41 protein-coding genes are annotated in these 24,504 nt (G+C 36.3%); 8 read left to right on the top strand and 33 right to left on the bottom strand.

The window, feature by feature from the left end; genetic code table 11:
• The 32 genes from QBE53_06100 to QBE53_05945 all read right to left on the bottom strand — a co-directional run bounded on the left by QBE53_06100 (window position 1) and on the right by QBE53_05945 (window position 19,561).
• On the bottom strand, window positions 1-1,440 hold the full coding sequence (locus QBE53_06100) for a phage tail sheath family protein (GenBank protein ID WZL82682.1): 1,440 nt from the start codon (window positions 1,438-1,440) through the stop codon (window positions 1-3).
• Window positions 1,441-1,453: 13 nt separating this feature from the next.
• The gene (locus QBE53_06095; GenBank protein WZL82681.1) at window positions 1,454-1,903 is read right to left on the bottom strand and encodes a hypothetical protein; all 450 of its coding nucleotides are present in this window, start codon (window positions 1,901-1,903) and stop codon (window positions 1,454-1,456) included.
• Window positions 1,900-2,451, bottom strand: a complete 552-nt coding sequence (locus tag QBE53_06090; GenBank protein ID WZL82680.1) for a phage tail protein — start codon at window positions 2,449-2,451, stop codon at window positions 1,900-1,902. Before QBE53_06090 ends, QBE53_06095 begins: the two co-directional genes overlap by 4 nt.
• The gene (locus QBE53_06085; GenBank protein WZL82679.1) at window positions 2,451-2,750 is read right to left on the bottom strand and encodes a hypothetical protein; all 300 of its coding nucleotides are present in this window, start codon (window positions 2,748-2,750) and stop codon (window positions 2,451-2,453) included. The genes QBE53_06090 and QBE53_06085 overlap by 1 nt, the downstream gene beginning before the upstream one ends.
• Complete coding sequence (locus tag QBE53_06080) at window positions 2,740-3,078, bottom strand: hypothetical protein (GenBank protein ID WZL82678.1); 339 nt, start codon at window positions 3,076-3,078, stop codon at window positions 2,740-2,742. The genes QBE53_06085 and QBE53_06080 overlap by 11 nt, the downstream gene beginning before the upstream one ends.
• 10 nt (window positions 3,079-3,088) lie before the next feature.
• The gene (locus tag QBE53_06075) at window positions 3,089-4,135 is read right to left on the bottom strand and encodes a major capsid protein (GenBank protein ID WZL82677.1); all 1,047 of its coding nucleotides are present in this window, start codon (window positions 4,133-4,135) and stop codon (window positions 3,089-3,091) included.
• A gap of 12 nt (window positions 4,136-4,147) precedes the next feature.
• Entirely contained in the window at window positions 4,148-4,519 is a 372-nt protein-coding gene (locus QBE53_06070) for a head decoration protein (protein WZL82676.1), read from the bottom strand.
• A gap of 2 nt (window positions 4,520-4,521) precedes the next feature.
• A complete protein-coding gene (locus QBE53_06065; protein ID WZL82675.1) occupies window positions 4,522-5,676 on the bottom strand; it encodes a Clp protease ClpP in 1,155 nt (384 codons plus the stop codon).
• The gene (locus tag QBE53_06060) at window positions 5,660-7,228 is read right to left on the bottom strand and encodes a phage portal protein (protein WZL82674.1); all 1,569 of its coding nucleotides are present in this window, start codon (window positions 7,226-7,228) and stop codon (window positions 5,660-5,662) included. The genes QBE53_06065 and QBE53_06060 overlap by 17 nt, the downstream gene beginning before the upstream one ends.
• 12 nt (window positions 7,229-7,240) lie before the next feature.
• Window positions 7,241-7,489 (bottom strand): DUF6148 family protein, encoded by a 249-nt coding sequence (locus QBE53_06055; GenBank protein WZL82673.1) that lies wholly within the window; start codon window positions 7,487-7,489, stop codon window positions 7,241-7,243.
• A 5-nt stretch (window positions 7,490-7,494) separates the two neighbouring features.
• A complete protein-coding gene (locus tag QBE53_06050) occupies window positions 7,495-9,321 on the bottom strand; it encodes a phage terminase large subunit family protein (GenBank protein WZL82672.1) in 1,827 nt (608 codons plus the stop codon).
• Window positions 9,284-9,874, bottom strand: coding sequence for a hypothetical protein (locus QBE53_06045; protein ID WZL82671.1), 591 nt, complete (start codon window positions 9,872-9,874; stop codon window positions 9,284-9,286). Before QBE53_06045 ends, QBE53_06050 begins: the two co-directional genes overlap by 38 nt.
• Window positions 9,875-10,031: 157 nt before the next feature.
• Window positions 10,032-10,661 (bottom strand): hypothetical protein, encoded by a 630-nt coding sequence (locus QBE53_06040; protein WZL82670.1) that lies wholly within the window; start codon window positions 10,659-10,661, stop codon window positions 10,032-10,034.
• Between the two features lie 206 nt (window positions 10,662-10,867).
• The gene (locus tag QBE53_06035) at window positions 10,868-11,428 is read right to left on the bottom strand and encodes a tyrosine-type recombinase/integrase (protein WZL82669.1); all 561 of its coding nucleotides are present in this window, start codon (window positions 11,426-11,428) and stop codon (window positions 10,868-10,870) included.
• Between the two features lie 10 nt (window positions 11,429-11,438).
• Window positions 11,439-11,780 (bottom strand): hypothetical protein, encoded by a 342-nt coding sequence (locus QBE53_06030; GenBank protein WZL82668.1) that lies wholly within the window; start codon window positions 11,778-11,780, stop codon window positions 11,439-11,441.
• 134 nt (window positions 11,781-11,914) lie between these two features.
• Window positions 11,915-12,478, bottom strand: coding sequence for a hypothetical protein (locus QBE53_06025; GenBank protein WZL82667.1), 564 nt, complete (start codon window positions 12,476-12,478; stop codon window positions 11,915-11,917).
• 23 nt (window positions 12,479-12,501) lie between these two features.
• Window positions 12,502-12,699, bottom strand: a complete 198-nt coding sequence (locus tag QBE53_06020) for a hypothetical protein (protein ID WZL82666.1) — start codon at window positions 12,697-12,699, stop codon at window positions 12,502-12,504.
• Between the two features lie 412 nt (window positions 12,700-13,111).
• Complete coding sequence (locus QBE53_06015; protein WZL82665.1) at window positions 13,112-13,303, bottom strand: hypothetical protein; 192 nt, start codon at window positions 13,301-13,303, stop codon at window positions 13,112-13,114.
• A 15-nt stretch (window positions 13,304-13,318) separates the two neighbouring features.
• Entirely contained in the window at window positions 13,319-13,537 is a 219-nt protein-coding gene (locus QBE53_06010; GenBank protein ID WZL82664.1) for a hypothetical protein, read from the bottom strand.
• Between the two features lie 21 nt (window positions 13,538-13,558).
• Window positions 13,559-13,816: a hypothetical protein gene (locus tag QBE53_06005; GenBank protein ID WZL82663.1), complete on the bottom strand. Its 258-nt coding sequence runs from the start codon at window positions 13,814-13,816 to the stop codon at window positions 13,559-13,561.
• Between the two features lie 172 nt (window positions 13,817-13,988).
• Complete coding sequence (locus QBE53_06000) at window positions 13,989-14,318, bottom strand: hypothetical protein (GenBank protein WZL82662.1); 330 nt, start codon at window positions 14,316-14,318, stop codon at window positions 13,989-13,991.
• Between the two features lie 12 nt (window positions 14,319-14,330).
• On the bottom strand, window positions 14,331-14,861 hold the full coding sequence (locus tag QBE53_05995; GenBank protein WZL82661.1) for a replicative helicase loader/inhibitor: 531 nt from the start codon (window positions 14,859-14,861) through the stop codon (window positions 14,331-14,333).
• A gap of 2 nt (window positions 14,862-14,863) precedes the next feature.
• Entirely contained in the window at window positions 14,864-15,799 is a 936-nt protein-coding gene (locus QBE53_05990; GenBank protein WZL82660.1) for a hypothetical protein, read from the bottom strand.
• A gap of 87 nt (window positions 15,800-15,886) precedes the next feature.
• Window positions 15,887-16,627: a hypothetical protein gene (locus QBE53_05985; GenBank protein WZL82659.1), complete on the bottom strand. Its 741-nt coding sequence runs from the start codon at window positions 16,625-16,627 to the stop codon at window positions 15,887-15,889.
• A gap of 11 nt (window positions 16,628-16,638) precedes the next feature.
• Window positions 16,639-17,013, bottom strand: coding sequence for a hypothetical protein (locus QBE53_05980; GenBank protein ID WZL82658.1), 375 nt, complete (start codon window positions 17,011-17,013; stop codon window positions 16,639-16,641).
• A gap of 158 nt (window positions 17,014-17,171) precedes the next feature.
• Complete coding sequence (locus tag QBE53_05975; protein WZL82657.1) at window positions 17,172-17,384, bottom strand: hypothetical protein; 213 nt, start codon at window positions 17,382-17,384, stop codon at window positions 17,172-17,174.
• The gene (locus QBE53_05970) at window positions 17,371-17,922 is read right to left on the bottom strand and encodes an NUMOD4 motif-containing HNH endonuclease (GenBank protein ID WZL82656.1); all 552 of its coding nucleotides are present in this window, start codon (window positions 17,920-17,922) and stop codon (window positions 17,371-17,373) included. The genes QBE53_05975 and QBE53_05970 overlap by 14 nt, the downstream gene beginning before the upstream one ends.
• Before the next feature lie 82 nt (window positions 17,923-18,004).
• Window positions 18,005-18,163, bottom strand: coding sequence for a hypothetical protein (locus QBE53_05965; GenBank protein WZL82655.1), 159 nt, complete (start codon window positions 18,161-18,163; stop codon window positions 18,005-18,007).
• Complete coding sequence (locus QBE53_05960) at window positions 18,151-18,387, bottom strand: hypothetical protein (protein ID WZL82654.1); 237 nt, start codon at window positions 18,385-18,387, stop codon at window positions 18,151-18,153. The genes QBE53_05965 and QBE53_05960 overlap by 13 nt, the downstream gene beginning before the upstream one ends.
• Before the next feature lie 143 nt (window positions 18,388-18,530).
• Window positions 18,531-18,767 carry a hypothetical protein gene (locus tag QBE53_05955; GenBank protein WZL82653.1) on the bottom strand — a complete coding sequence of 79 codons (237 nt, stop codon included), beginning with the start codon at window positions 18,765-18,767 and terminating at the stop codon, window positions 18,531-18,533.
• A gap of 35 nt (window positions 18,768-18,802) precedes the next feature.
• The gene (locus tag QBE53_05950) at window positions 18,803-19,051 is read right to left on the bottom strand and encodes a hypothetical protein (GenBank protein WZL82652.1); all 249 of its coding nucleotides are present in this window, start codon (window positions 19,049-19,051) and stop codon (window positions 18,803-18,805) included.
• A 321-nt stretch (window positions 19,052-19,372) separates the two neighbouring features.
• Complete coding sequence (locus QBE53_05945) at window positions 19,373-19,561, bottom strand: hypothetical protein (GenBank protein WZL82651.1); 189 nt, start codon at window positions 19,559-19,561, stop codon at window positions 19,373-19,375.
• 114 nt (window positions 19,562-19,675) lie between these two features.
• Here QBE53_05945 and QBE53_05940 point away from each other — a divergent pair, with 114 nt between their 5' ends.
• The gene (locus QBE53_05940; protein WZL82650.1) at window positions 19,676-20,068 is read left to right on the top strand and encodes an SWIM zinc finger domain-containing protein; all 393 of its coding nucleotides are present in this window, start codon (window positions 19,676-19,678) and stop codon (window positions 20,066-20,068) included.
• A 124-nt stretch (window positions 20,069-20,192) separates the two neighbouring features.
• On the opposite strand, the gene QBE53_05935 is transcribed toward QBE53_05940, so the two are convergent.
• On the bottom strand, window positions 20,193-20,414 hold the full coding sequence (locus tag QBE53_05935) for a helix-turn-helix transcriptional regulator (protein WZL82649.1): 222 nt from the start codon (window positions 20,412-20,414) through the stop codon (window positions 20,193-20,195).
• 154 nt (window positions 20,415-20,568) lie between these two features.
• On the opposite strand from QBE53_05935, the gene QBE53_05930 reads away from it, so the two are divergent.
• The 7 genes from QBE53_05930 to QBE53_05900 all read left to right on the top strand — a co-directional run bounded on the left by QBE53_05930 (window position 20,569) and on the right by QBE53_05900 (window position 24,361).
• Window positions 20,569-20,904, top strand: coding sequence for a helix-turn-helix transcriptional regulator (locus QBE53_05930; GenBank protein WZL82648.1), 336 nt, complete (start codon window positions 20,569-20,571; stop codon window positions 20,902-20,904).
• Between the two features lie 38 nt (window positions 20,905-20,942).
• Complete coding sequence (locus QBE53_05925; protein ID WZL82647.1) at window positions 20,943-21,266, top strand: helix-turn-helix transcriptional regulator; 324 nt, start codon at window positions 20,943-20,945, stop codon at window positions 21,264-21,266.
• A gap of 39 nt (window positions 21,267-21,305) precedes the next feature.
• Window positions 21,306-21,842: a helix-turn-helix transcriptional regulator gene (locus QBE53_05920; protein ID WZL82646.1), complete on the top strand. Its 537-nt coding sequence runs from the start codon at window positions 21,306-21,308 to the stop codon at window positions 21,840-21,842.
• Between the two features lie 10 nt (window positions 21,843-21,852).
• Window positions 21,853-22,380 carry a helix-turn-helix transcriptional regulator gene (locus QBE53_05915; protein WZL82645.1) on the top strand — a complete coding sequence of 176 codons (528 nt, stop codon included), beginning with the start codon at window positions 21,853-21,855 and terminating at the stop codon, window positions 22,378-22,380.
• Window positions 22,381-22,418: 38 nt separating this feature from the next.
• Window positions 22,419-22,868 carry an ImmA/IrrE family metallo-endopeptidase gene (locus QBE53_05910; GenBank protein WZL82644.1) on the top strand — a complete coding sequence of 150 codons (450 nt, stop codon included), beginning with the start codon at window positions 22,419-22,421 and terminating at the stop codon, window positions 22,866-22,868.
• A gap of 10 nt (window positions 22,869-22,878) precedes the next feature.
• The gene (locus QBE53_05905) at window positions 22,879-23,259 is read left to right on the top strand and encodes a hypothetical protein (protein ID WZL82643.1); all 381 of its coding nucleotides are present in this window, start codon (window positions 22,879-22,881) and stop codon (window positions 23,257-23,259) included.
• A 139-nt stretch (window positions 23,260-23,398) separates the two neighbouring features.
• On the top strand, window positions 23,399-24,361 hold the full coding sequence (locus QBE53_05900) for an Abi family protein (protein ID WZL82642.1): 963 nt from the start codon (window positions 23,399-23,401) through the stop codon (window positions 24,359-24,361).
• Window positions 24,362-24,504: the final 143 nt, after the last annotated feature.

The following is a 24,504-nucleotide window of genomic DNA, read 5'->3' as shown; positions in this document are numbered from 1 at the left end:
TTATTCACCTCCAAACAAAGCGGTTGTCAAGGCATTGGTGTTAAATTCCAAAGTATTTATGATTTGCTTTGCAGGTGGGAAAGTTGTCAAGATTTGATTAAAACGAATATTCCCATCTAAGAGCTCCCACTCAGGATTATCTTCTTGAACAAACTCAATCCTTGCCTCAGCAATCTGATACCGGCTTTTATAACCGTTTGCAATCACGTTTTCATTATCCACAATGGCTTCGATTAGACGTAAATTCATGGGCGAATCCACCTTATCAAAGTAGGTTCGAATGAATCGATTCCCCCACCAGTTAAACATTCGTCGGCTTGGAATAAAACGGTCCTTAGGGTCATCAACTTCCGGATACGCTGAGGTATTATTTCCCCATGACTTCCACCCAAGAAGATTGATCGCTGTTACAACACCGTTTCCATTGAGTTCATTGGCTTTTTCAATGGTTAAAAAGACCTCTGTGCCGTCACTAAGTACCGCCGCATCTACCTTAAGCGCCTTATTGGACGCTGATACGTACGGTACTCCGTCATTTTTATTGTCAGTTTCTGCTAAAAGTGCTCCATATAGAGCAGAATAAGCATATCGCTTACCACCTCTTGATAACATTGGCCAAAGCATGACCCCATATGTGTCTCGAATATCCATGGCTAATTTTTCAGCTGCAACATCTGAATATTTTGGCGCTACAGTAGTATCTAAATCCACAAGGGCTTCTGCGGAAAAGAGAGCACTGATTTTCTTCGCTTTTCTCGTTAATGCTTGTCCGACCGTTTTTTTATGGCTATATCCTGGGGCAAGAAGCGTGGAAACATTAATGCCTAAGGTGTAAAAGGCCAATTCTGCAAGTTGAATACCGGTATAGGTTTCTGTTTCTGTATCATATTGGCCAATTACTTCGTCATCTGTTACTAACGATGGATCTAATTGTTCATAACTGATACTCACGCTTGTATCTGTGAGGACATCTGATAGACGAATCTTCAATGTTCCATCCAGGTTAAAACTAGCTGTGTAATCAACGTCCTTTTCATAGGTCGTTGTATTTGTTTCATCTTTGACAACAAAATTCTCATTGAGAAGGATTCCTTCTTCCTCGATATGGACAACTTTATTGAGTACCGGGTGAATCGCTTCGGCAACTGCAGCTTTGTGAATTTGTGGATCAAGAACATTAACAACAACAATTGGAGCGACGTTAAAAATTTCAAAGCACGCATTTATGGATTGCATTAGCGTATACTTTTGTAAATCATTTGAATAGCCCAATTTCTGAACCGCTTCTTCATAGCTATGGATAAGCACCAACTCATTGACCTTTCCGTCGGTCATATTTATCGGTGCGGTACCAACAACAAATTGGATTGCACTCTCAACACTCGTCGGGCGCGCCATTTTCGTTGGGTTTTCCTTAATATAAATCCCATGATTATACATGACATTCTCCTTTCTAGATTAATGGATCTGTAGGTGTATATTGTGGCACTTCCCAAGTCATGCTTAGTGTAATAAAGCAATACTCCCTGGTATCTTCTGCCGGAAACCGATAGTTCATTGAAGCTAACCGATATTTACTCATCTGACTTCGAATAGGAAAACGTTCAATAATCTTGTTAGCAATCCCTGTCGCATCTCTAAAACCTTGACGGTCTTCTCTGTCATCAAACGTTCCAATCAGTACGGCGATATTACAGTTATTTTCTTCCACGATATCCCCATCTTCTATAGCCACAACAATAAGTGGGTAGTGATCTTCATCGCGCTTTCCCTTTTTATAAGGAATATCTTGCGGATAAATATTTAAAGCACCTAATTCACCATTTGGTTTCTTGTATTGCTTGTTTTGAAAGACTTTTTTTGTTTCTTCAATGATTTCATCAACTAATTCAGTGGGTATCATCCCTTACCACGCTCCAATATCCGCTTGATTTCATGATCTAATCGTGATCGATAAACCTCATGTGCTCGTTTTTCAGTCGTTTTTTCTTTTAGGCTTCCCTTAAGTAACTGTGGAATTGCCGGACCTGTAAGCTCTTTAATTGGCAATCGTGCCGATTGTATACGCTTAAAGACCTTCAATGATCCTGATTCAGCTAAAAAAGCCCCCTTATAGGGAACTCTTTTACCTTTTTCAATCATAACTTTTAAGCTCTTTGGTGGCTTTTGAGGTCTGGGTGCTGAAGGTGTTGTTCGATACTTAGCCAAGGAAAGTCTTGGACCTTTAGATATAAAAGATGCGCCAAGTCTGTTCTTTGTTGCCTTTTTTATGGCAATTGTTTGGTTAACATCACTAGCCTTTACTGCATATTTAGCTCGTGTATCTTTGGATGCCTGTGTTTTTCCTGCTGAAATCGCCCGATTGATAGCACGGCTCATCACTTTGGGTGCTTCCTTCTTGAATTGACCCAAACGTTGCTCAACACGTCCTGTTTCAAAATGTATATTCACTAAGAATCCACTCCTTCAAAGACGATATGACACAAACCTCCAAAGTTTTCAACCGTTTCAACGGTTAAATAATTATTATTGACCTTAATGCGTTCTCCAGGTACCGGAATGGGATCAAAAAAAGACGAAACCACAAAGAGCTCGTCCTTTTTTGTATAAATACCATCTTGTAAGTCATCCACTGTCTTTTGATTATATATCGCTTCCGTTTCCTCTCCATCAATGATTACAATTTCGGCCATTTCATTAATGTTAATAAAGCTAACATGGTCTTTTTGAATTTGTTCTTTAAAGCTCATTCGCCTCACCAGCCACTTCTTCAATCTGATCTTCAATAAATTCAATTAAAGATGATCTATCTTTGCCGGCTGCTTCTTGCTCCAAAATACTATAGAGTTTATCCACGTCTCGAATATCCTCGATGAGTGATTTTGCTTCCTCCACTGTAATATTTCTAAGGTTTAACTCATCTTTGATTTTAGCTTTTGCATCCACTGTCTCAACAATTTTTGCATAACCAAGCTTAACCAAGCGTTTCTCTTCATTTGGTGATAGTCCTTTCAGCACTTCACCTTTTAGATATCGTTTTCCACCACTGCGAACAGAGTAATTAACTATCTGAATCATAGGCCCTCCTTTATTCAAGTACTTGGGCCACATACCAATCATCTGCATCTTCCGGTACAGGTAATGGTCTGGCACCAAGTCTTAATTTGACAACGTCATTGTTTGCATCTACCCAGTTTTTAGGAATACGTGTACCTTCAATGGTCACAAAACCGTTATTTTCGATTTGCGTGATTGCACCATAAATCATTTTTGCCATGCCAGTTCGTCCAATAATAATATGTTTCGACGGAATCATGGATTGTTCTACTCCGTCATCATCAATAAACCACTCATCATAGCGATAAATTTCTAGGCCAAGACCAGGTAAGTATCCAATAAGCGTCACTGCATCATTCACGATCTTAGGCTCTATCGTGCTCATTTGATAGCGACGAATGTCATTCATTTCTTTAATCTTTGGATGATTAATAAAGGCTGCTTCAACGTCACCTGCAAGGATAACTACGTTTGGTGCTTTTCCTGACTTTTTAATAATATCTAGTCGGCGTTGCTTAAGATATTCATATGGGTCTGATCCGGCATCTGACCAAAGGTCTATACCAGTCAGCGCTTCTTTGTTGGAAAATGAGTAATCAACAACTTGTTCGATGTAGTTTTCATTCTTGTCATCAATAAGCCCGCGCATCGTCACTTTTCCGTTTAAGATAACCTCTCTACACATCCACTCTTCGCGACGTGTAATGCTGTCATCGAGTTCTCGAATATCTCGTCCCATCATTTCAGCAGCTCTTTGCTCCGGAGTTTTTACGCTATATACCGCTTCTCCCATGGAACGTTTGTTGATATCGTCACCGGTAATAATGCGTTCAGGTGAAATTCTAGGAACGCTGTAGGTATTTGTTGTAAATCCTTTGCGATCAACGACAATACCTCCTACGCGTGGTGCTACAAAAGGCGCCATCTCTCTGCGCCCTTTTTTGAAGTCTATGTCTACTTTTTCTGTTACGAAGGTTTGAACGTTAGGGAAAAACGTGTCCCTTAAAAATGTTTTTGGTGCTTTCATCTTATTGATAGCAGCCAACATTTGTCGTGTTTGATAAATTTGAATAGGCATCTATTTTCCTCCTTATACAGCGTCTTTCAAAATGATATTAACAGTTCTTAGTTCCTTTTCGTGATCGGATGCAGTATCTGTACCACCAAAAATTAGTGCGTCTCGGTTAAATTCTCCGGACTGATAACACTCCGCCACTACATCCGCTTCATTCGTATCTACCTCATCAGCTAAAATAACTGATGCGACTTCTGAACCATCTGCTGATGCCGTGTTACATACTTTTCCAAGTCCACTTGCTGTTATGATTCCAATTACGGTTCCGCGATTTAATACACCTTGTCCGGATGCAATTGTAATGCCTTTTAAAGACGTATTAATCGTATTTCCAACGATTAGATTGTCTGGTTCATAACTTCCTGTTTGCTCGTATAAATTTCCCATGCTTATCTTCTCCCTTCTGCTCCTGCAATCATGAAGTCAACGACTTCGGCATTGTCTTGTACATCTGTGTTGTCGGATGTTGCTCCTTTTACCTCTTCAACACCAGAATTTTCAACATCGTTTTGCGCATTTTTTAGATAATTAGCACCCTTTTGCGCTTGATTTTTAATGGATTCAAGAGCTAATGTACCTGCATCCATCACTGTTTCACCGTATTTAGCTTCATTAACAAGCTTTTCATCCATGTTATTTGCAATTTCATCAATTGCTTTTAAGCGGTTTCTCTCTTGTTCAGCCCCTTGATTGATAGCATTTTGACGGATTTGATTGACAAAATTCGGGTAATGCTTTTCTAATTCTTCAATATTTTTAATTTCCACGTCTGCTTCACCTTCCATTTCTTTAGATTTATTAATAGGTACGTCACTTGCTTGTTTCTTTTTTGCTTGCTTTTGGTTTTTGATTGCATCCGGAATATTTTTAAAGTCATATTGATTGACCACACTAAACAAATTCATGACTTCGTCTTCATCTGCTTGCTCATTTTCTTCTTCGTCTGCTCCAAACATGACTTCATCACAAAAACCTTCCTCAACGGCTTCTTCGCCCGTGTACCAAGTTTCTTTTTTCATTAAATCTTGGATTTCCTCTTCTGTCTTGCTGGTAATCTTGGCGTATGCATTGATAATGCCTTTTTTGATGGTTTGAAGCATGGATATATGTTGCATCAACTCTGTTTCATTAAAATAACCAATCAGAAGTTTGAGCGGATCATGAATCATGAAATAACTGCTTGATGCAATAGCTCTTGATTCACATGCAGCTGCAATACCTACTGCTGCACTTGCACATAAGCTGTCAATTTTACATGTGATTTGCATTCCATTTGCTCTCGCTTCCTGAATCGCTGTTCGAATCGCTTCTGCAGCAAAGACATCTCCACCGCCACTGTTAATACGTACGCATACGTTTTGGGTCGTAACCGCATTCAGTTCTTCACGAAACTGCATAGGAGTCACTTCGTCTCCATCCTCGTCTTTCCACCAGTTATATGACTTTTTATTGGCAATCACGTCATATATTAGGATTTCTGTAAGGTCATTTCTTACTTGTACAAAGTTATAGACCATTTGAATTTTGTTACTTATCTTTGCCATCCTCTTCACCTCCCCTCGCTGTCATCAGCATTTCATTTTCCTTAGCCAGTTTACGTACATTATCTGCATAATTACCTCCAGTAAGTTCCATGGTTTCCTTTTCTCGTGTCGAAAAACCTTGATTGACACGAAGAATTGAAGCATTCACTTCCTTAACCGGGTCAATCTGACCCGGTGCAGGACCAACCCATTCTGCAGAACACCATGCCTTTTTAATTAATGGATCATTAAAGAAGCCCGGCGCTTTGATTCGCCCGATAGCAACCGCTTCGGATAACCACATATCATAAATGGGTTGACAAAAGTCATTGGCAAACCATGTTCGTCGCATTCGAAAGGCTTTCCAGGCTTCCAAGAGAGCTGCTCGTGAGGCTGAATACGATGAAAGAAATGATTTGGTCAACAATTCATAAGGTATTTCCAGTGCAGCACCAATTTGTTTCATCATAGCCGTCACAAAGCCATCAAACCCACTTGCCGGGCGTTTAGGATCGGCAAAAACAACATCTTCATTTACACCCAGCACATTTATTGTTCCTGCACCCATCTCATAAGTTGTTTCGTCCGCATCATCCATACGATCTTCTTCGCTAAAGGATTCTCCAAAAGGATTTTCATTTGTTGGACCTGTTTGCTTGATAAATGCCGTAAAAAAAGCAGTGATGACAGCGGCTGTCAACTCTGCATTAGTATATCTTGTGATCTGTCTCAGTGTTTCAATCACCGGTGCCAAATATGGCACTCCTCGGTATTGTTCACATCGTTCGGATTCCATGAGCTGTATAACATTTGGATTACCGGTTATTTTCCCAAAGGCTTCTACTCGTTGCCATGTTCGCATTTTCATATCATTGGGATAATAATCCGATATGTGATAAGCTACAATCGCTCCATGCTTATCAACTTCTACACCATTAAAGATACGGTTTCCGTTCTTGGCTTTCCCAGTTGTGGATTCTATGGCATCCATACTTGAATTGGATAAGGGTGTACTGATTCGGTCCGCTTCAATCAAATGAATGCAAATGGAATAGGGCATAAATGCAGTTGGTTCCCGATTTCGAACTAGCCCCCACCCATCACCGTTAAGTAACCAACTCATTAAGGCCAGTTGCTGTTGCTCATAAAAGTTATTCACCCTTGTTGCATCCGAAAACTTTGATTCAGCCCATAGTTCAAACTCTTTTTCTGTTTTCTTTTCCCATTGTGCAGCTTCTTCTTCGCTCAGCCCTAAAGTTTCATGATCAATGCGACATTTTAGTTTCAGTCCGCTTCCTACGACATTTGTTCGATTTGTTTTAATGGCTGATGTGGCCACCGGGCCATTCATAAATAGCTGTCTTGATCTATTTCTAAGCGTATCGAGATTGTCGTTAATATCTTGGTTGGGATTTCCACTGACTGATGTGGCACCAACCATAGATTTTTTGGTGTGGCTTGCCCCACTTTCATCATATCCGGAGTTGAGTATTTGCATCTTTTTACGCGCAATCTGGCGATTTAAATACATTTGAGGACTGATGGGTTCTAATATTTTATCGATAATATTCACATAATCACCCCTTTATAAGTCTCTTGGTACAATTCGATAGGCTTTTCGACGGCCTCCGGTCTTGATCAATCCATCAATCTCATCATATTTCTTTTCTAATGTATCAATCATGGCCTGAATTTCTCCGAGATTAGCCCTGGTCAAGCTTCGACCTCCAATGCTATAACTTTGACTAGACAAAACAGCCATTTCAGCTTCATAGTATTGGTCTAATCGCATCTTTATCTTTGCTAAGCGTTCTTTTTGGATCGTTATATTCATTCCTATCACCTAATTCCCTTATTTACAACGCCTCGACGTCGCTTTTTGACTTTCTGGGCTGTTACCGGAATACTTTCACCGCGTTCACGCTGTTGTTCTAAAACTTCAAAGGATGGATTCAGTATTTCAAGGGCAGCCGTTGCATAATTTCGAAGGTCAAGCGCCTCATTTCTCGCATGGGCCTTCTTCTTGATCCACTCCACTGTACGCTTACCTTTAGAATATTTAAAGCGACGACGCTCAGATGTTAGCCCATTAAAAAAGTAATCATCATATCCCCGATCAGCTTCAATCGGAAAATGACAGTACCCTTCATTATTTTCAAATTCAATTTTTAATCGACTAATAATCTTTGATTTTCCATCATCAACGCCTAAGGAGAATAACGCACATTTATATCGATTATTTCTACTTGGTTTTGATATAAACGGAATCCCATATCCTCCACGCCCTTTGATAGCGAAGATGCGTCGATGCTCACGCTTCTTACAAAAAGCATAGACTTCATTGGCTTGATAACCGGAGTCAACACAACATGCGGCAATCTTAATACCGCTTCCATCTGCATAAGTAAATACTTTTTGTAGATACATGTCCAAATCATTCCAAACTGCATCTTCGGTCGGATCACCATAAAACATACGATATTGGATTCCATAACTGACATTACCTTTACCCCAACCAACAACTTCTATCTCAAGTCGGTCATCCTGAACATCAACACCTGCAGTTAATATCAGAACTGAATCAGGTACTTCACACTCATATCGTTCTCGTCGTTTCATCAATGTGTCCTTTTCGGCCATCTCTCCGTCTTGATCTTCCCAACTCTCGCCAAGATATGTGTTGATAAATGTTTTCAACTTCTCTTTATCACTTTTTGAGCGCCGAAATTCATCAATAATGGTCTGCCAGCGCTCCCATGGAGATGCTAATGCATTCATATGAAAGCCACGCTTGTCTTTGACCTCAGGATTTTGTGCAATCCACTTACCTTCTTGATTTTTCCATTCAAATTCATTGCTTCGCTCCTTGCAATGACAACATTCCATGGTTACATCTTCAAAACGAATTTGTTTCCATGATAGGGGCTGATAATATCCACAAACAGGACACGGTAAGCACCACTGTTCTTTTGAACTAGACTCGTATTCGTCTTCAATACGTGAAATGCCTTTTTCAGTTGGCGTCGAAACATAAATCTTCTTACGATTGTAAAACGTCTTCGTTCTTTTCTCGGCCAAGCTTAATGGATCACCTTCATCACCTGCTGAATCCGGAAATCTGTCAATTTCATCTGCTAATAACACTCGAATCGGTCTTGATGATAAGTTTGTTGGTGAATTGGATCCAACAAGGACCACATATCCACCCGGAAATCCTTTTTCTAGTATGGTATTATCCGAATCCCTCGACTTACTGTCACTGACCTTGGCACTTAATACTGGAGTATCTCGTATCATTGGTGCAATTCGTTTCTTTGAAAAGGACTTGGCCAAGTCAACTGTTGGTAAAAGAATCATAATAGGTGCAGGATTGTAATCCATGTAATAACCCAAGATATTCAGTTCCATTTCAGTCTTTCCAACCTGTGAACTAAACATAGCAACAACGGTTTCAACTTCTGGATCATTCACTGCATCCATGACCTCACGCTGATAAGGCGCTCGATCTGTTCTCCATTGTCCGGGTTCAGCCGAACTTTCCGGTGAAAGCTTTCTAAAATTATCTGCCCACTCACTGACGGTTAACTTTGGAGGCGGTGCAACGATTTTAGCAATCGAGCGAAAAAGTCTAATCGTCCTCTTCGGTATCTTCTTCGTCGAGTTCATAATATTCATCCTCTTCATCGTCAAGTTCTATATAATCTTCCGACAGGAATAATGCAGGATCATAGTCAGCTAATTCTTCAAGCACTTCATTGAGTTCACCTTCAAGTAAATTTTGAATGACATTTATTTCATTTCTGGCCAATAAAGAAGGCGCCATCTTTGATGGCACCCCTAGTAATCGTGCTTTGAAATTGGATAACATATTTTCCATCACTATACGAACATCTTCTGCTGCATGAACTTCACCTTGTATTTTTGCTAACTGAATCTCAGCAATCTTGCGTTTGATTACTTCATGCTTGGCATGCTCGTCATCGTAATTTAATTTACCTTGCTGCTCATGCATCTGATCTGCTTCATTGTTTGCTTTGAGTGAAGCAATATACTTTTGAATACTGGGAAGCAACATATACTTCCCACGACTGGCTTTTTCAATAACACCTTCCTCAGCATATTGTCGTATGCGTCGGTCCGTCACATTTAAAATTTTCCCCAGGGTTTTCCCGGAGACGGTCAATGTTGATAAAGTATCCATGGTATTATTCACTGCCACCAGAATCACTCCTTTCAAAATCGGTAATATTTGATTGCAACAAAAAAGCGGAAACGGAAACCTCCCAAAAATCTTTTTTGTAACTGAATGACTTTTGGGGTCGTCCGTACCCGCATGGGTTTCAGGAGCCAGAAGAACCTATTGACTCTATGTAATCTTAATGTTTTATACTCCAAATTTTTTCATCATTTTTATTATTTTTCTTTCCTATCGCTAATCTTGTGTATCTGTTACTTCTAATCTTTCCTTCTGAATATAAATCATCTAATATCCTTGATGCTCTTGGTTCCTTTATATTAAGATATTTTGCAACTCTATTAGTATTAACAGACATTCCAACCTTGACATATGCTAATGCTCTTTCTTTTAAAAGATCATGTTCTGATTTTACTCTTTTTCGATTTGAACTCCTTATATTATCGTTTATAATAAATTTCCCTTCATCATCTATCATCTTGCATAAATGTTCTATTTTATCATTATACTCATCTTTAAATTCTTTTAACTCCTCCAATAGCTGAAGATTTGAGGTTCCTATTTCTTGTTTTTTAATTTCATTTTCTTTATCCATATACCAAAGTGTAACCGGAATAAGGGCCGCTATAGCAACGCCGGCAACTGTTGCAAATGCACTAATTGCCTCCCAATTATATGCTATATTAGGCGAATAAGTAATTCTGATTCCACATTTATATAATATCCAAAAAAATATTACTGCTATAATACCAATCACAATTTTACCTTTTTTTTCAAAAAAAGGCTTTATTATTTTTTTATTACTGCTCATCAAGTCCCCCTTATATTACTCCTTTATTTGTACATAAAATAATTATACACCATGTCAATTTATTATCAAGTTAGTAAGACATATCTATGATTTTGTTGCACTCATTTAAAACATTTCCTTCCATAAGACACCGAAAAAACGAACTATCAGTGCAACCACTTCTGATTATGTAACAGTCAAGACAAAACAAAAAATCATTTCCGCAATTAGTCATATGTGAATGATTTGATAGCATCGTATCTTATTGTCTCTGTAAGACCTATGTAATGCCTTGTTTCTGCTATATCAGCATGGTTAAAGATCTCCTTCAACATCATAATATCTTTCGTCTTTCGGTAGTAGTGATACCCGAAGGTTTTCCGCAAAGAGTGGCAACCGATTTTTTCAATTCCCATTTCTTTTGCTCCTGAATTCAAAATTCTCCAAGCTGTTTGACGTGATATTGGACCATGTATTCCATTCTTGTTTTTTTGTCTCGATGCAAACAAATATTCATGATCCTTTTTATCTTGAATGTAATGATTAAGCACTTTTTTCAATTCATTATTAAGCGGAAAACGACTAGGCTTTTTAGTCTTCTTTTCAGTGATGTAAAAGTGTTCTTTTCCTCTAACATCCCGAACCTTAAATCTCAAAATATCAGAGATTCTTAGTGGTGCGTAGATTCCAAAGTTAAATAGCACATAATCTCGCTCATTCCTTACATAATAGTAATTTAATAGAGCATTAAGCACATCAATATCTTTAATTGGATATACTTCTTTCATTTCACATCACCTAATTATATAATGATCCAACCTTTTTCTTCATGTGCAAATGAATCTTTTTAGCAAATGCATGAAGTCCAGGATCTGCATCTATATCTTTCGCCATAATTATTTCACTAATATCATTGGAAATATACTTTCTTTTCGATTTATCTGTTTCAATTCTATACCCTTTTTGATTGAGGTAATCAGCTACTTTTACTACACTTTGTTGTTTAATATACTCTCGGAGTACTTCCTCGTTAAAGTTTGTACACTCGAACTTTTGATATCGAATTAATTCATTCAACAACTCTACGTTTTTCTTGATGTTGTTCTCGAGATTTTCAACTGTAATTAAATTCTTTCGCATATTGCCTCCAATTCAAAAAGCCACTTAGGAATTTGCTCCTAAATGGCTTTTTAAGGGGAAATCATTTTATATGATTTTTTTGACACTATCATCTTACCACGCATTTTGTCCTATTTTTTCCCAACTTTTACCAATCACCTGTTTTTTTTAGTTTTTTTGATACATTCAAATCCTCTTTTTATACCTTCATCTCGGATTCTGTAGAGAGAAGATTTGCTAATGTGTAACTTATTACAAGCCTGGTGCCATTTATATTGCTTGATGTGAAGAAGTGTTAATACTTCCCTTTGCTGCTCATTCATAGAACTCAATATTTCATCAACTCTATTTTTCACAACATAAAGTTGATCGATTCTTTCACTCAAATAATTAACTTGTTTTTCATATTTATCAATTATACGTGTTACTGCTTCTGCAGTAGGATCTGAGATACAGTTACTTCCTTGCACACTATCTTCTCTAATCTGTATTGCTTTCGATGTATCCCTTTCAGCCTTTATTGCTTCTCCTAAGGCTTTTATTTCTTCTTTCATTACCTGAATATTATTACACGCGTATGAGTACTGTTCGAGTAAATCTTTTATTTCATTTTCTAACTTCTGTTTTTCCGCTCTTCTTTCTTGATCCACTTTTTTTATCGCCGAATATGCCGTCGGATCTTTACAACCTGATCCGTTAAACATAGGGTTCTTTCCCATGTGTTATCCTCCCTTTGGTGTATTTAATCTAAGCTTTTGCTCCACACAAGTAATTCGTCAGCTGTTTCAATCTCCACTTCTCCATCACCAATGACATCCGGAACCATCTTCATATTCTGTTCAAAAGCCATCTGTGTTGCTTCGCCAATTTCTGCTAATTTCTCTAGGTGATTTAATTCTGCATTTGATAAAAACTTACCTTTGGTTGTTAAATTATTCATTTGCTGTACGCTCCTTTCACATGTCTTCTCATGAATATAATTTGTGAATTTTGGGGTCTTTCTTGATGTAATATTCGCATTCGCTTTCCCTATTTCCATAACCCATGTATTTCGGTTTTCCCTTTATTCTGTGACACTCAAATACTTTCTTTCCTGTTTTAACTTCTTCTCCTATGCAATAGGAATGCTCGCATGTTTTGCAGTTATTCATCTTCGTCATCCTCCAATCTAATTAGCACTCTACCGTTCTTGCATCGTTTTTTCTGCGACGGCGACATGTAGAAATATAGTGTTTTCACCTTCACATTTTGCTCTTTTGCTATCTCCGGTATCGTCCCGACTGACAACAGTGTATCTCCTTTGTACAAGGCATATTCTCTCATTTTATTCACTTTCTTCACTCTCCCTCTGATTAATTGCATTCCTCTCTAACCATCCTTTCGCTTTCTTGTTGTAGTGATGAGTATATTTTTTCACTAAATTCTTTCATCCCTGCATCACATGGACATGCACGTTCCCAACAAACACGACGATATCCACACGGATATAGACCTCTGCTTTCTGCATCTTCAGCTATTTGATTAAATTGCTCTTTATTTATCATTCTGCTTCACTCTCCTTAACCTTCATCTGTCATTGCTAAATATTCATTACAAGATATGCACTCTACTTCTACGGTGTCATGAAGTTGCTCTTTCACTGTGTCAATTAGGTTTTTATGCACTTCTTCGTATTTATCATCTTCAATTTCTTCTATGACCTCATTATTTACAATTGACATTTTTATATATCCGCATTCATCGACATCTGTTAATTTAAAACAAAATATTGCTTTCATTCCGCTTCACTCTCCTTAATCTTAAAATGGATTTTCATCATTGTAGCAATCGTTGCATAATCCTTCGTTTACTTCTAGATTTCCGACTAATTCTTCTCCGCTACATATTTTGCATCTTCCCATTTCTGGTTCGGAGATTCCTGCATCTATTTGACCAAATATCCAATCCGTAAAGTCTTTTTCGATCACTTCATTTGGTGTATCTTCCGGATATTCAATTATAATAGTATTTTCTTTCACGCCTTCTACTTGCTTGTCGATTGTAAATTTTTTAAACATTATCTACCCTCTCTTTCTTCTAATGCACATATACCTTAACAATCCTTAACGGTTAGATATTACCGAGCAGCCACCCCCGATGCGGTTGGTTGATGGCCACCCGGCTTGTGACAATATCCTTGGTTAATTGGTTTCTTTGACTTTTGATCTATATCAAGCCGATTAGGGCGGCTTAATCTTTAATTAACTCAATGCCTTTGCCAAGATGCTTGACTTTAGTAATGCCGTTTTCCCTGGCATATTTGGCAATGATCTTTCCTGTTGCATTTGTACTTACGTTAAATCTAATTGCAATATCATCAACCCTAAAAATTCCTTTGTTGATCTTCTTCTTGACCGCATTATGTATCTTGGACCTTACTTTATCATCAACACGTTTCTTGCCTGAGTTTGGAGCCCAAGCAACTCTTGATCCATCTATTCCCATTTGTCTTTCAATCGCATCTTCACGTTTATTAACTTGTGCGAAGAATTGTTCTACTGTTTGCTCAATATACGGCATTTCATCTACTCCTTAGATTTCTTGTTTATTTTCGATTAATCCAATGTTTTTGCCCATTAACGTCAATTTGTCTTTAACGCTACTTGGTATTAAAGCTTGTTCTCTTTCATGCTTACTTGAAGTATCCCATAACTTCAAAAAGTGGGCTCGATCAGCCATGATGTTTTCACTCATGCATAAGTCCTTAAAGCCAAATCTTCTAACTAGCTTTGCCACCGATTCATTCATACTGTTTAATGCATCTTCTTCTCTGTAACTGCCATATTTAGATATAGCTCTTTTAACTTGTCCCCAAGCTTCATCTGCTGATATCGATTTATGTACAGCATTGACTGCATGCTTGCGGATATCTGAAATTGTTGGCGGAAAAGGACTTGTGCTGATGTGTATGTGAACGGCTGCCTTCGCTAAATCTAGTCCGATATCTTGGAGCATTTCTTGCCACACGTTTACTGCATTATCCACATCAAATTCGTTGCTATAGAATTTGGGATATGCCACCTGAATTATCCCTAAAAGTACTGATGTTTCCCTATGTGTCATTGTTAACCTCCCTTGTTATCATTCTCAAGTCTATTTGCATACTCAAAGAATGGGTTTCCTGAACTTTTTGACTTTTTACTATCCCGGTCATTATCATAGTTGCCCTCAAGGACCTTAACTGCATTGTTATAATTAATCAGCCAATCAAAGTTGCAGCTGGTCCACTTGCCATTTCGTCCAGACAAGAAGTCAGAGGCTTCAGCTTTTTTAAATATCTCGATTACTCTTTGCGGATCTTCTTCAAGGTTCCTGAATAGAATCCGCAACTTATCTTTTCGCTTACTTGTTAAATCTATACAGTCAGGCAGAGAAGCGCATATCGTGTTGTACTTTCCTTGCAGTAATTTGTGAGGTACTTTTTTATGTTCCGGATTACCTTCCGTCGCATCATCCTCGATGGGCGACAATGTATCTTCTGTTTCTGTATTTGTATTTGTATCTGTATTTGTATCTGTATTTGTATCTGTATCTGTATCTGTATCTGTATCTGTATCTGTGTTTCGACAGGCTTCCGATAGGCTTTCGATAGGCTTTAAAAAAACATGTATAAATTTATCGCAATATTTCTCTAAATCCTCATAAAATAAAGGATACAGAGGATTCGATGCAAACTTATCCGCCAACGCTTTACTACCTTTTGCATGATTTTCATTCGTAAAAGGGTTAAATTTTAAAAAATTAGGTACAAATATGGTTTCTGTATCATTATCAAAGTGTATAAGATAGGCTTTCGATAGCCTTTCCATACTCTCTAGGTATTCTTTCTTATTTATTCCTAAATCCACCGAAGCATATCCAGACTTTAATTTATATAATCCAATTGAGTTTCCATGTGGCGTTGACAACAAATACAAATATACAAATTTATCAATCTGATCTAATTTTTCAAACTTTTCACTACTCCATACGGATGATTGTATTTTTGAGTATCTATCCATTGTCTGTCACCTTTCTTTTAGTCAAATATCTCATAGCGATCCCACCTTAATGCCGGGACATATAGGTGTCCCGGCTGAATGTTCTTGTTACATTAAAATTTTGATTTTGTTGTATATATCAAGAGACTCTAAATTCTCTTGTAGATAGTTCTTGATATTTTGCATTGCCTCGATTCTCCAGTATCCACCATCTGCTTGGAACAACGCACCATAGATTATTCCGCGTTCTTCCTTGACTCTAAGTGAAAATTCAGATATAGGTTGTTCCACTTCAACGAATGTTCTAATTGGACTTAATTGAACTCTTGGAGGTAGAAGTTCATTGCCCTTCAAATGAACTCCTTTTCGAGCGGTAACTTTTTGCGTGAATCCATCATCCTCAGTCGTAACACCTTCATCAACACTTATTGTTCCAATCAGTTGCACCAATTTTTTAAGATCATCTGTATTAACAAAGTTACTTAGAAGATGAATCATAAAAGTTTCAGAATCATACCAATGATCCATTTGAAAACCGGATAAAATAGCATTAGAACTTACTACTTCTGTTCTTGCTAAATCTTGATTCAAATCCGTATATATTTTAACTTTTGAAGGACTAATGATATGAATAGTTAGTTCAGATTCATGTTCTTCGGCATCAATGTTTTCACTGATGTAATCTACAACGCCTTGTAGCGTCGTTAATTCAAATCCTTTTGAAATAGTATCTGCAGTTATGCGAAAATGTTTTCCATCATAGCCTATATGCTCTTTTCCATATCCATCTACATATGTTTCAAAATTTGCTTGTTTTGACAATAAAAACTCAATTGCTTCTCTAATCATCTTTCTTCCTCCTATTTGCTTTGCGCATTCTTAATATTAATTGGTTTAATGTTTCCATTTTCTTTTTCAACTTCATCTACTGTCCGTTGCCCTTGCATTGCATGCCGACTAAACTCCTGGGCAACAAATTCTCCTTCAACTTTTCCAAGAGCTGCCATCGTGCCAATAGATTTATATGGTGCTAATGAACTTTTGCATGAAGCGTCAATATTGGCCATATTTCTAGCATCATCCGGCTTAAGAGTCACCTTGATTGTTATTGACCTTTTAGCATTAGGATCAGTGTTTGGATCATTGATATTTTCCAACACTTTTTTCATTTCTTCATCAAACTGTTCAGCCAAGGCACCTCCAGCTAATGTTTCTAACGTGATATTATTGTCCATCGTTTTGATTCCCACCTTTCTGATTTTGTATATGAGTAGTTACTGCCTGTCCACACTTGGGACAAACAGCATTTACATTTAAACTCCAACATGTATATCCACATGAACACTCTAATGTTCTAAATGGTTGGATTAGCACGTCCTTGTTCAAATGACGTTCAACTCCTTCCAGCTTCTTCTGCACACTTAATCATTACCTCACGCATCAACGCTTTTGCAAGTATGTCAGAAGCCTCGGCAACCAAGCGCTTGAACTCTATTTCTTCCGGCTCAGTCAATCGAGCGCCATTCATTGCAGTTACTTTTATATCTCCGTTTTTTAACAGTTTTTCTGGGTCAGCTGTAACCTTCAATAATTCAATTCTTTCCATTGATTACTCCCTTCAAAATGTTCATAAATTTTCTGATTTTTTTGTCATCATCCCAACAATAGGCATATCCACCAATAAACAAGGAATGTTTAATGCCTTTGAAATTACATCGATCACAAATGGTTTGGTAACTAACATAGTTATCTTTTGCACATTGCCTCGCTGACCGGTATATCTTTACAACTTCACCCTTCTTATCTATTTTCAACACAGCTTTTTGTCTGCTTTTATGTCCTGTTTCTCTTCCCAACTCTTGGGCGGAAATGAGTTGTAAGTTCCATAAGGCATTCTCTGATTTAACTAGGTTAACATGTCTTACCGAATATCCAGCTGGAATAGTTCCTTTGAAGGTTTCATATATAAGCCGATGAACCCTGAATTCTTTTCTACCTGATTGATCAGATAAACGGACTAGTGCTTTTCCATTTTTAATTTCTTGGATCATTATTCTTGGTTCTCTCGTTTTGTATATTCTTCTTATCTGACCATCTTTTGACGCTTGATATTTTCCTTCATATCCCTTAATATCTTTCCACATAATCTTCACCTTGCAAAAACCCTCCAAGAATGGTAAAATCAAATTGCGATGAGGTCTTACCGTTTTTGGTAGGGCTTTCTTTTTATTCAATTTCAATAAGCATTTCATTGATTTCAGCAAGATTCCTTTCCATGTCAGTATGAATTTCATTGATTCGGTATAACATAATGATTGAAGCTAATATGATGACAACCGTTATGACAATCATCGTTCTGTTAATTGCGGTTATTATTCTTCCCATAATCTCCTCTTTTCCTCTCTTGTCAGCTCAATTACCTCATAAATCCCTTTCGTTATTTCGTGAATCTTGTATCCATTTGCGTTGAGCGTAGCATTTAGCTTATTGAAGTAATGCCGTTCTACTTTTTGGACTTGTAGCTTTTCTTTTAACAGTTCCAAATCAAACTTAGGAACCTTAGAAATTAAATCCATTGCAATTGTTTGATAATCAATTCTTCTTGGCATTATTTTTGCTCCTTCCATTTGCCGCACATGCCGGACAAATATAATCATTTATGTTTTGTTTTAAAACGCTTGTAATCCAATATCTGTTGCACTCAGTGCATCGAGTTTTCATATCTCACCTCCAATTTCTTCGATTAATTGCATTAGATTGAAAGTCTCTCTCTTCCACCCTCCCAGCTATTGTTTGGATAATAATTCAACCATTCTCCGTTGTAAAAGTGAACTTTGATATGATTCTTAGCTTCAACTACCCTTATTGGTTTCCATCCAGCTTTTTGTTCTTTTTTAAGGCTATTCTGATGCACAATACATGTTGAAATGAATTTTTTCTTCGCTGGCTCTGACAACTCGTTGAAACCTGGTATATTTTCAAAAATCATAAAACACCTCCAATTTCATTGTTTCCTAAATTTGTCTAGTTAGAATTACACATCGAGCGTTTAAGCGCTGCAATCTTCGCCTCAAGCTTAGGATTCATTTCATTTTCTTCTTCAACATCTTGTTCAAAATATTCCAATAATGTTCTGCCGGTAACTCTCATTCCACCTGGTCCCTTGCTGTGCTTTACCTTCTTCATAAATGGATAGATGTTTTTGTCTACGACTTCAAAAAGTTCAGATAAATCTTTTGCTGAATAAAGTCCATTTGGATCAATTGATATCATACTAATGCTCCTTTCTTATATGGTTGCTTTGTGCTATTGTTTCCCTTACAATATGTTTATCAGCATTGCCGTGCTGAAATAGCTTGAAAGGGGGATTATTATTGAAATATAGTGAACTAAGTCAATTTACACATGATGAGTTGAAAAACTTCACACATGCACAACTTGCGCTTGATAAGCTCGAATTACTATCGAAAAAGTTTTGAAATTCATCAGTGATATAGGCAACATTGCAAAGTTCGGAAATAATACTATAAAAGTTGCAGAAATAATCAAATCTGTATGTGAAGATATTATGGATTTAATTAATTCTTAAGTTGATTATTTAGACTTCTCGGGAGTTTCTGCCTTGGAGTCTTCTTTTAATTCATCCGTCAACTTAGCAAGCTTTTCAATAGTTTTTAAAAATTCATGTGTTTTTCCATGCATTAAACTCCATATAAAAACTTTTGTAAAAGCCTTGAAAAAATACAGCATGAATATCCATTCATATTTGCTCTTTTTTTCCATCTTTTCACCTCCTATTCACGTGTTTTTAGTGTTTTATTGCTTTCCTATTGTCTCCTTGCTATACTATATTTATCAATCTTGCCAGATTGAAATAAATTAAGGGAGATAAATAATATGGATTTTGGAAAATGGGATAATACTATTCATGAAGATCATGACCAAATTAAGCGAATTGCCAACATGAAAAAAATCAAGTCTCAAAATATATCTGTTAATTTTGATGATAAGACCGCCATGGTTGTTGGCTCTAAAGGTTCTTATGATGTAACGCTTGATAATTGTACTTGTTACGATTTTGATACTCGACAATTACCATGTAAACACATCTATCGTCTCGCTTTCGAACTTGGTTACCTTGAAGATATTCCAAAAGTTAACAGAAAAGCTTCAAAATCTTTTAATGATAACATTCAGAACGAGATTGAACGTTACAAGGAATATTATCTAAATGGTGCCATTTCTATTGAAAAATTTAGTAAGATTGTAAATGCTCTGCAAAGCAAATAATCTTATTCCCCGTATTTATACGGGGTTTTTTTATGCTTATATCACCTTCGTTGCCGTTATCTTGGAGTTCTTCTTTTATTTCCTGTAACAATTCAAACATCGATGTTCTGTGGTTGTTATATTTTCACTTTCGTTGCTTATATGGGACAGATTTTTCAAAAAAATATTCATTTGGATTTTCAATATTTAGTATGTCTATCAATCTTATTAACTCAGATAAAGTAAAATCTCTTTTTCCGTTGAGTTTGGCGTTTAAAGACTGCTCAGTAATCCCCATCTTCTTAGAAAGAGTCGCTTGAGTATGCCCTTTTTCTTTCATCCTACCTTTTAATTTATTAGAATCCACACAATCACCTCCGTTGCATATTTGGGATGCTCTAAGTTTAGCAAAATATCTTTTTATTGTCAACCCATAAATGCAACGTTTTTTTACTTTTTATTAATTTATTGTTGCATTTATGAAAAAATGTTTTATAATATAATGCATGGAGGTGTTAAATATGGATAAAGAAATTAATCACATAATAAGACGAATAAAAGATTCTAGAGAAGCACTTGGATATTCATATCAAGATTTAGCTGAAAAAACGGGGTTAAGCAAATCTACGCTTCAAAGATATGAGACCGGGGCTATAAAGAATATACCTATCCAAAAGCTAGAAATACTAGCGGAAGCTCTTGAGGTAACACCAAACTATTTGATGGGATGGGAAGACGAACCAAACGATGACATCCATACTATAGCAGCACACCATAACGACGAAAAATGGACTGATGAAGAATTGCAAGAGATTGAAGCTTTTAAAGAATTTGTGAAAAGTAAAAGAAAAAAATAATTATCTAATTTAAGTTCTATGTTAATAGGGGTATTTCAATGAGCATAACGGGCGACCGAATAAAAGAATTAAGATTAAGAAATGATTGGACACAAGAAGCACTTGGTGAAAAGATTGGTCTAAAAAAAGCAGCAGTAAATAAATATGAACTTGGAATTGTAGAAAATATTAAACGGCAAACACTTTTAGATTTAGCAGAGGTTCTTGGAACAACTCCAAATTATCTCATGGGATGGGAAGATGAACCAAACGGTGACATCCAAACCATAGCTGCTCACCATGACGACGAAGAATGGACCGAGGAAGAACTAGAAGAAATTGAAGCTTTTAAAGAATTTGTGAAAAGCAAACGAAAAAAATAATTTCATAAATTTAATTATTTTTTTGATAGGGGTGAATAGATGACTCTCTTTGATAGAATAAAAAAACTTAGAAAAGAAAAAAACATAACCCAAGAAGAATTAGCAAAAAAAGTTGGTTATAAATCTAGATCAACTATTAATAAAATCGAGTCCGGTTTAAGAGATATAAGTCAATCACAAATCATTTTATTTGCTAATGCTCTCAGTGTTACTCCTGCCTACCTTATGGGATGGGAAGATGAACCTGAGGCAACATATGAGTTCTCTAAAAGAATAAAACAATTAAGAAATGAATTAGGTTTATCGCAAATTGAATTGGCTGAAAAAGTTGGTTATAAAGATAGAACATCAATAGCAAAGGTTGAATCTGGTAAGATCGATTTACCTCAATCAAAGATCATTGATTTCGCAAAGGCGCTGAACGTCACTCCTGCTTATCTTATGGGTTGGGAAGATGAACCGAACGATGATATTCAAACCATTGCCGCTCATCATAATGATGAAGATTGGACCGAGGAAGAATTAGAGGAAATTGAAGCTTTTAAGCAGTTCGTAAAAAGCAAAAGAAAAAAATAGAGGTGTTGAAGTGAATGTCGTAAATGTAAGAATCAAAAATAAAAGATTATCTTTAAATTTGACACTTGCAGATGTTGCAGAATATTTAGGTGTAAAGGAAGCTACTGCTCAAAGATATGAGAGTGGAGAAATAAAAAACATAAAACACGAAACAATTGTTAAATTAGCTAACCTTTTCAAGTGCCGCCCAGCTTACTTAATGGGCTGGGAAAATGAACCAGAAGTAACATATGAATTTTCTGAAAGAATAAAAGAATTAAGATTGAAAAAAAATCTCACTCAAACAGAACTCTCCAAATTATTATCTGTATCCAAAAGCACTATTAGTATGTATGAAAATGGAAATCGTGAACCTGACTTAAAAACATTGAAAGCTATTGCAGATTTTTTTAATGTTAGTATAGACTACTTACTTATAAAAAGTAATAATGATATTAAAACAATCGCTTCAAACACTGGAACCGAAGACTGGACAAAAGAAGAACTTGCAGAAATCGAATCCTTTAAAGAATTTGTCAAAAGTAAAAGGAAGAAATAACTGTACATATTTAAGTATTTTTTGATAGGGGTGAAAAAATGACTTACGAAGAACTAATTATCGACAGTAATATTGATTACATATATGAGTTGAACATGAAAACTAAAGGCTTATATGCAGATGGAGTAATTGGTATAAGCAAGCACATAGATACAACTACAGAAAAAGCTTGTATTTTAGCTGAAGAAATCGGTCACTACCATACATCACATGGTGACATTCTTGATCAAACATCCATTTTAAATAAAAAACAAGAATTGCGTGCAAGAGCTTGGGCCTATGAGAAAATGATTCCATTAAGTTCAATCATTAAAGGATACCAGGCACAGTGTAAAAATCGAGATGAGTTAGCCGAATATTTCGGTGTTACCGAAGAATTTTTATTAGAAACAATAGAATACTACAAGCGCAAACTTGGCTTGTTTTATCGTATAGATGAAAAGTATATAATAACATTCGAACCGTTGGGAGTGTTCGAACAATTTTGAAGGAGGAAATATGAGTACCTACAGAGTAATAGAAATTTTAGATACTACTTCAATAATAATTAATTATGGAAAAAAAGATGGCGCCAATAAAAATGATAAAATCAGAATCGTAGAAATTGGTGAAGAAATTATAGATCCAGAAACGAAAGAAAGTTTAGGAACGTTAGATTCTATTAAGGCCGAGTTAACCATAGACACGGTTTATGATAATTTCTCTGTTTGCAAAGATATTTCCACATTTACATACAACGCTTTATTAAGCCCAATGAACCAATTTCAAAAAACTTCAAGAACAATAAACGAACTCAACGTAGATTCGTCAGAAGTTTCGAATAAGAAAATGCCTGATAATAAAGTAATAACAGTTGGAGATACCGCTGTAACTATATAGGTTTCTATTGACTTTCATCACTTTATATACTAAAATGTAGTTAGATGACTAGCGGATACTTAAATGGACCGCTCAGAAAGCCCTGATTGCATTTATTGTAATCAGGGCTTTTGGTTTGCATAAAACAGGAGATTGTAAAATGGATAAACCATATTTAACATATGTTCAACAATTAGAAAAGCTCCAAAATGAGTATGGCTTAATCATCTCAGATTTTGACTTTGCCTTAAAGTGCATTAAATCATTTTCCTATTATGATTTGGTTAATGGTTATCAGGATTTATACATAAACAACGGGAAATATATAAACGGAACTACCTTTGAGCAACTTGTAGCATTACATATTTTTAACAAAAACATACAAGGTGTTTTAATAAAATATTCAACATATGTCGAAAACTCGTTTAAAAATATCTTGTCGAATGTTATTGCAAAAAATATATCTGAAGACGAAAAAGTTTATCTCGATATCACTAAATATAAAAAGAAAAAGAATCCACCGCAAAGGCAAAAATTCGCCCGGCTAATAGAAAAGTTAACCCAAACATCTATTAAATGCACGGACACTCCTACCTCGCATTACATTAATACAAAAAATCATATCCCACCTTGGATACTATTTAGAAACGTCTCGTTTTCGAATGCTACTGATTTTTTGACATTTATTAACCCAAATGACAAGAATGATTTTATAGATCAGTTTAATGTTTTTGATGATTTTGACCTTTGTAATGATGACAAATATAAGATATTATTGGATTCAGCTCATATAGTCCGTAAGTTCCGGAATATCATTGCGCATAACTTAAATTTTTTATCTTACAGAGGCTCTGATTTAAGCAAAAATGTAAACCTCTTATTTGAACAAACTTTGTCAAGTTCTTTTGATTTGAAGAAGACTTGGCGTGACACATGGGGAATGGTAATGGCAATCGTCATTTTATTAAATAATGATTTTCTTGCTCACAACTTTTTGGCCGAGCTTCAATCATTTATGGCCATTGACGATAATATAAAGCCACTTTATTGTAAAACTACTGGAATTCCTCTAGATTATGAACAACGTATTGCAAATTATATTGATAGTCTTAAATTTACATAAAAAACCGCCCTGCGCCAACAGAGCGGTCCTGATACACAATAACCAACTTGGGTTACAGTATACCGTATATATCAAATATAGTATACCAAACGTAACCCTTGTTAAGCAAGGGCTTTTATGCCTATTCAAAGAAAGGTGGTATA

The sequence above is a fragment of the Vallitaleaceae bacterium 9-2 genome (assembly GCA_038396585.1).
In the GTDB taxonomy this organism is placed as follows: Bacteria; Bacillota; Clostridia; order Lachnospirales; family Vallitaleaceae; genus UBA1351.
Note: the sequence above shows the minus strand (reverse complement) of the source record. Positions and strands in the feature narration are given on the sequence as shown.

What these genes read in the sequence shown, in the direction of transcription:
- QBE53_05965 (WZL82655.1), bottom strand. Translation starts at nt 18,163, where the DNA reads ATGGGAAGAATAATAACCGCAATTAACAGAACGATGATTGTCATAACG.
- QBE53_06100 (WZL82682.1), bottom strand. Translation starts at nt 1,440, where the DNA reads ATGTATAATCATGGGATTTATATTAAGGAAAACCCAACGAAAATGGCG.
- QBE53_06035 (WZL82669.1), bottom strand. Translation starts at nt 11,428, where the DNA reads ATGAAAGAAGTATATCCAATTAAAGATATTGATGTGCTTAATGCTCTA.
- QBE53_06080 (WZL82678.1), bottom strand. Translation starts at nt 3,078, where the DNA reads ATGATTCAGATAGTTAATTACTCTGTTCGCAGTGGTGGAAAACGATAT.
- QBE53_06070 (WZL82676.1), bottom strand. Translation starts at nt 4,519, where the DNA reads ATGGGAAATTTATACGAGCAAACAGGAAGTTATGAACCAGACAATCTA.
- QBE53_06055 (WZL82673.1), bottom strand. Translation starts at nt 7,489, where the DNA reads ATGAATATAACGATCCAAAAAGAACGCTTAGCAAAGATAAAGATGCGA.
- QBE53_05905 (WZL82643.1), top strand. Translation starts at nt 22,879, where the DNA reads ATGAGTACCTACAGAGTAATAGAAATTTTAGATACTACTTCAATAATA.
- QBE53_05970 (WZL82656.1), bottom strand. Translation starts at nt 17,922, where the DNA reads ATGTGGAAAGATATTAAGGGATATGAAGGAAAATATCAAGCGTCAAAA.
- QBE53_05995 (WZL82661.1), bottom strand. Translation starts at nt 14,861, where the DNA reads ATGACACATAGGGAAACATCAGTACTTTTAGGGATAATTCAGGTGGCA.
- QBE53_05960 (WZL82654.1), bottom strand. Translation starts at nt 18,387, where the DNA reads ATGCCAAGAAGAATTGATTATCAAACAATTGCAATGGATTTAATTTCT.
- QBE53_06005 (WZL82663.1), bottom strand. Translation starts at nt 13,816, where the DNA reads ATGTTTAAAAAATTTACAATCGACAAGCAAGTAGAAGGCGTGAAAGAA.
- QBE53_06015 (WZL82665.1), bottom strand. Translation starts at nt 13,303, where the DNA reads ATGATAAATAAAGAGCAATTTAATCAAATAGCTGAAGATGCAGAAAGC.
- QBE53_05980 (WZL82658.1), bottom strand. Translation starts at nt 17,013, where the DNA reads ATGGACAATAATATCACGTTAGAAACATTAGCTGGAGGTGCCTTGGCT.
- QBE53_06075 (WZL82677.1), bottom strand. Translation starts at nt 4,135, where the DNA reads ATGCCTATTCAAATTTATCAAACACGACAAATGTTGGCTGCTATCAAT.
- QBE53_06050 (WZL82672.1), bottom strand. Translation starts at nt 9,321, where the DNA reads ATGAACTCGACGAAGAAGATACCGAAGAGGACGATTAGACTTTTTCGC.
- QBE53_05910 (WZL82644.1), top strand. Translation starts at nt 22,419, where the DNA reads ATGACTTACGAAGAACTAATTATCGACAGTAATATTGATTACATATAT.
- QBE53_05990 (WZL82660.1), bottom strand. Translation starts at nt 15,799, where the DNA reads ATGGATAGATACTCAAAAATACAATCATCCGTATGGAGTAGTGAAAAG.
- QBE53_05920 (WZL82646.1), top strand. Translation starts at nt 21,306, where the DNA reads ATGACTCTCTTTGATAGAATAAAAAAACTTAGAAAAGAAAAAAACATA.
- QBE53_05945 (WZL82651.1), bottom strand. Translation starts at nt 19,561, where the DNA reads ATGGAAAAAAAGAGCAAATATGAATGGATATTCATGCTGTATTTTTTC.
- QBE53_06040 (WZL82670.1), bottom strand. Translation starts at nt 10,661, where the DNA reads ATGAGCAGTAATAAAAAAATAATAAAGCCTTTTTTTGAAAAAAAAGGT.
- QBE53_05985 (WZL82659.1), bottom strand. Translation starts at nt 16,627, where the DNA reads ATGATTAGAGAAGCAATTGAGTTTTTATTGTCAAAACAAGCAAATTTT.
- QBE53_06000 (WZL82662.1), bottom strand. Translation starts at nt 14,318, where the DNA reads ATGCCGTATATTGAGCAAACAGTAGAACAATTCTTCGCACAAGTTAAT.
- QBE53_06020 (WZL82666.1), bottom strand. Translation starts at nt 12,699, where the DNA reads ATGAATAATTTAACAACCAAAGGTAAGTTTTTATCAAATGCAGAATTA.
- QBE53_06025 (WZL82667.1), bottom strand. Translation starts at nt 12,478, where the DNA reads ATGGGAAAGAACCCTATGTTTAACGGATCAGGTTGTAAAGATCCGACG.
- QBE53_05930 (WZL82648.1), top strand. Translation starts at nt 20,569, where the DNA reads ATGGATAAAGAAATTAATCACATAATAAGACGAATAAAAGATTCTAGA.
- QBE53_06085 (WZL82679.1), bottom strand. Translation starts at nt 2,750, where the DNA reads ATGAGCTTTAAAGAACAAATTCAAAAAGACCATGTTAGCTTTATTAAC.
- QBE53_05950 (WZL82652.1), bottom strand. Translation starts at nt 19,051, where the DNA reads ATGATATCAATTGATCCAAATGGACTTTATTCAGCAAAAGATTTATCT.
- QBE53_06010 (WZL82664.1), bottom strand. Translation starts at nt 13,537, where the DNA reads ATGAAAGCAATATTTTGTTTTAAATTAACAGATGTCGATGAATGCGGA.
- QBE53_05900 (WZL82642.1), top strand. Translation starts at nt 23,399, where the DNA reads ATGGATAAACCATATTTAACATATGTTCAACAATTAGAAAAGCTCCAA.
- QBE53_06065 (WZL82675.1), bottom strand. Translation starts at nt 5,676, where the DNA reads ATGGCAAAGATAAGTAACAAAATTCAAATGGTCTATAACTTTGTACAA.
- QBE53_06030 (WZL82668.1), bottom strand. Translation starts at nt 11,780, where the DNA reads ATGCGAAAGAATTTAATTACAGTTGAAAATCTCGAGAACAACATCAAG.
- QBE53_05925 (WZL82647.1), top strand. Translation starts at nt 20,943, where the DNA reads ATGAGCATAACGGGCGACCGAATAAAAGAATTAAGATTAAGAAATGAT.
- QBE53_05940 (WZL82650.1), top strand. Translation starts at nt 19,676, where the DNA reads ATGGATTTTGGAAAATGGGATAATACTATTCATGAAGATCATGACCAA.
- QBE53_06095 (WZL82681.1), bottom strand. Translation starts at nt 1,903, where the DNA reads ATGATACCCACTGAATTAGTTGATGAAATCATTGAAGAAACAAAAAAA.
- QBE53_05955 (WZL82653.1), bottom strand. Translation starts at nt 18,767, where the DNA reads ATGATTTTTGAAAATATACCAGGTTTCAACGAGTTGTCAGAGCCAGCG.
- QBE53_05975 (WZL82657.1), bottom strand. Translation starts at nt 17,384, where the DNA reads ATGGAAAGAATTGAATTATTGAAGGTTACAGCTGACCCAGAAAAACTG.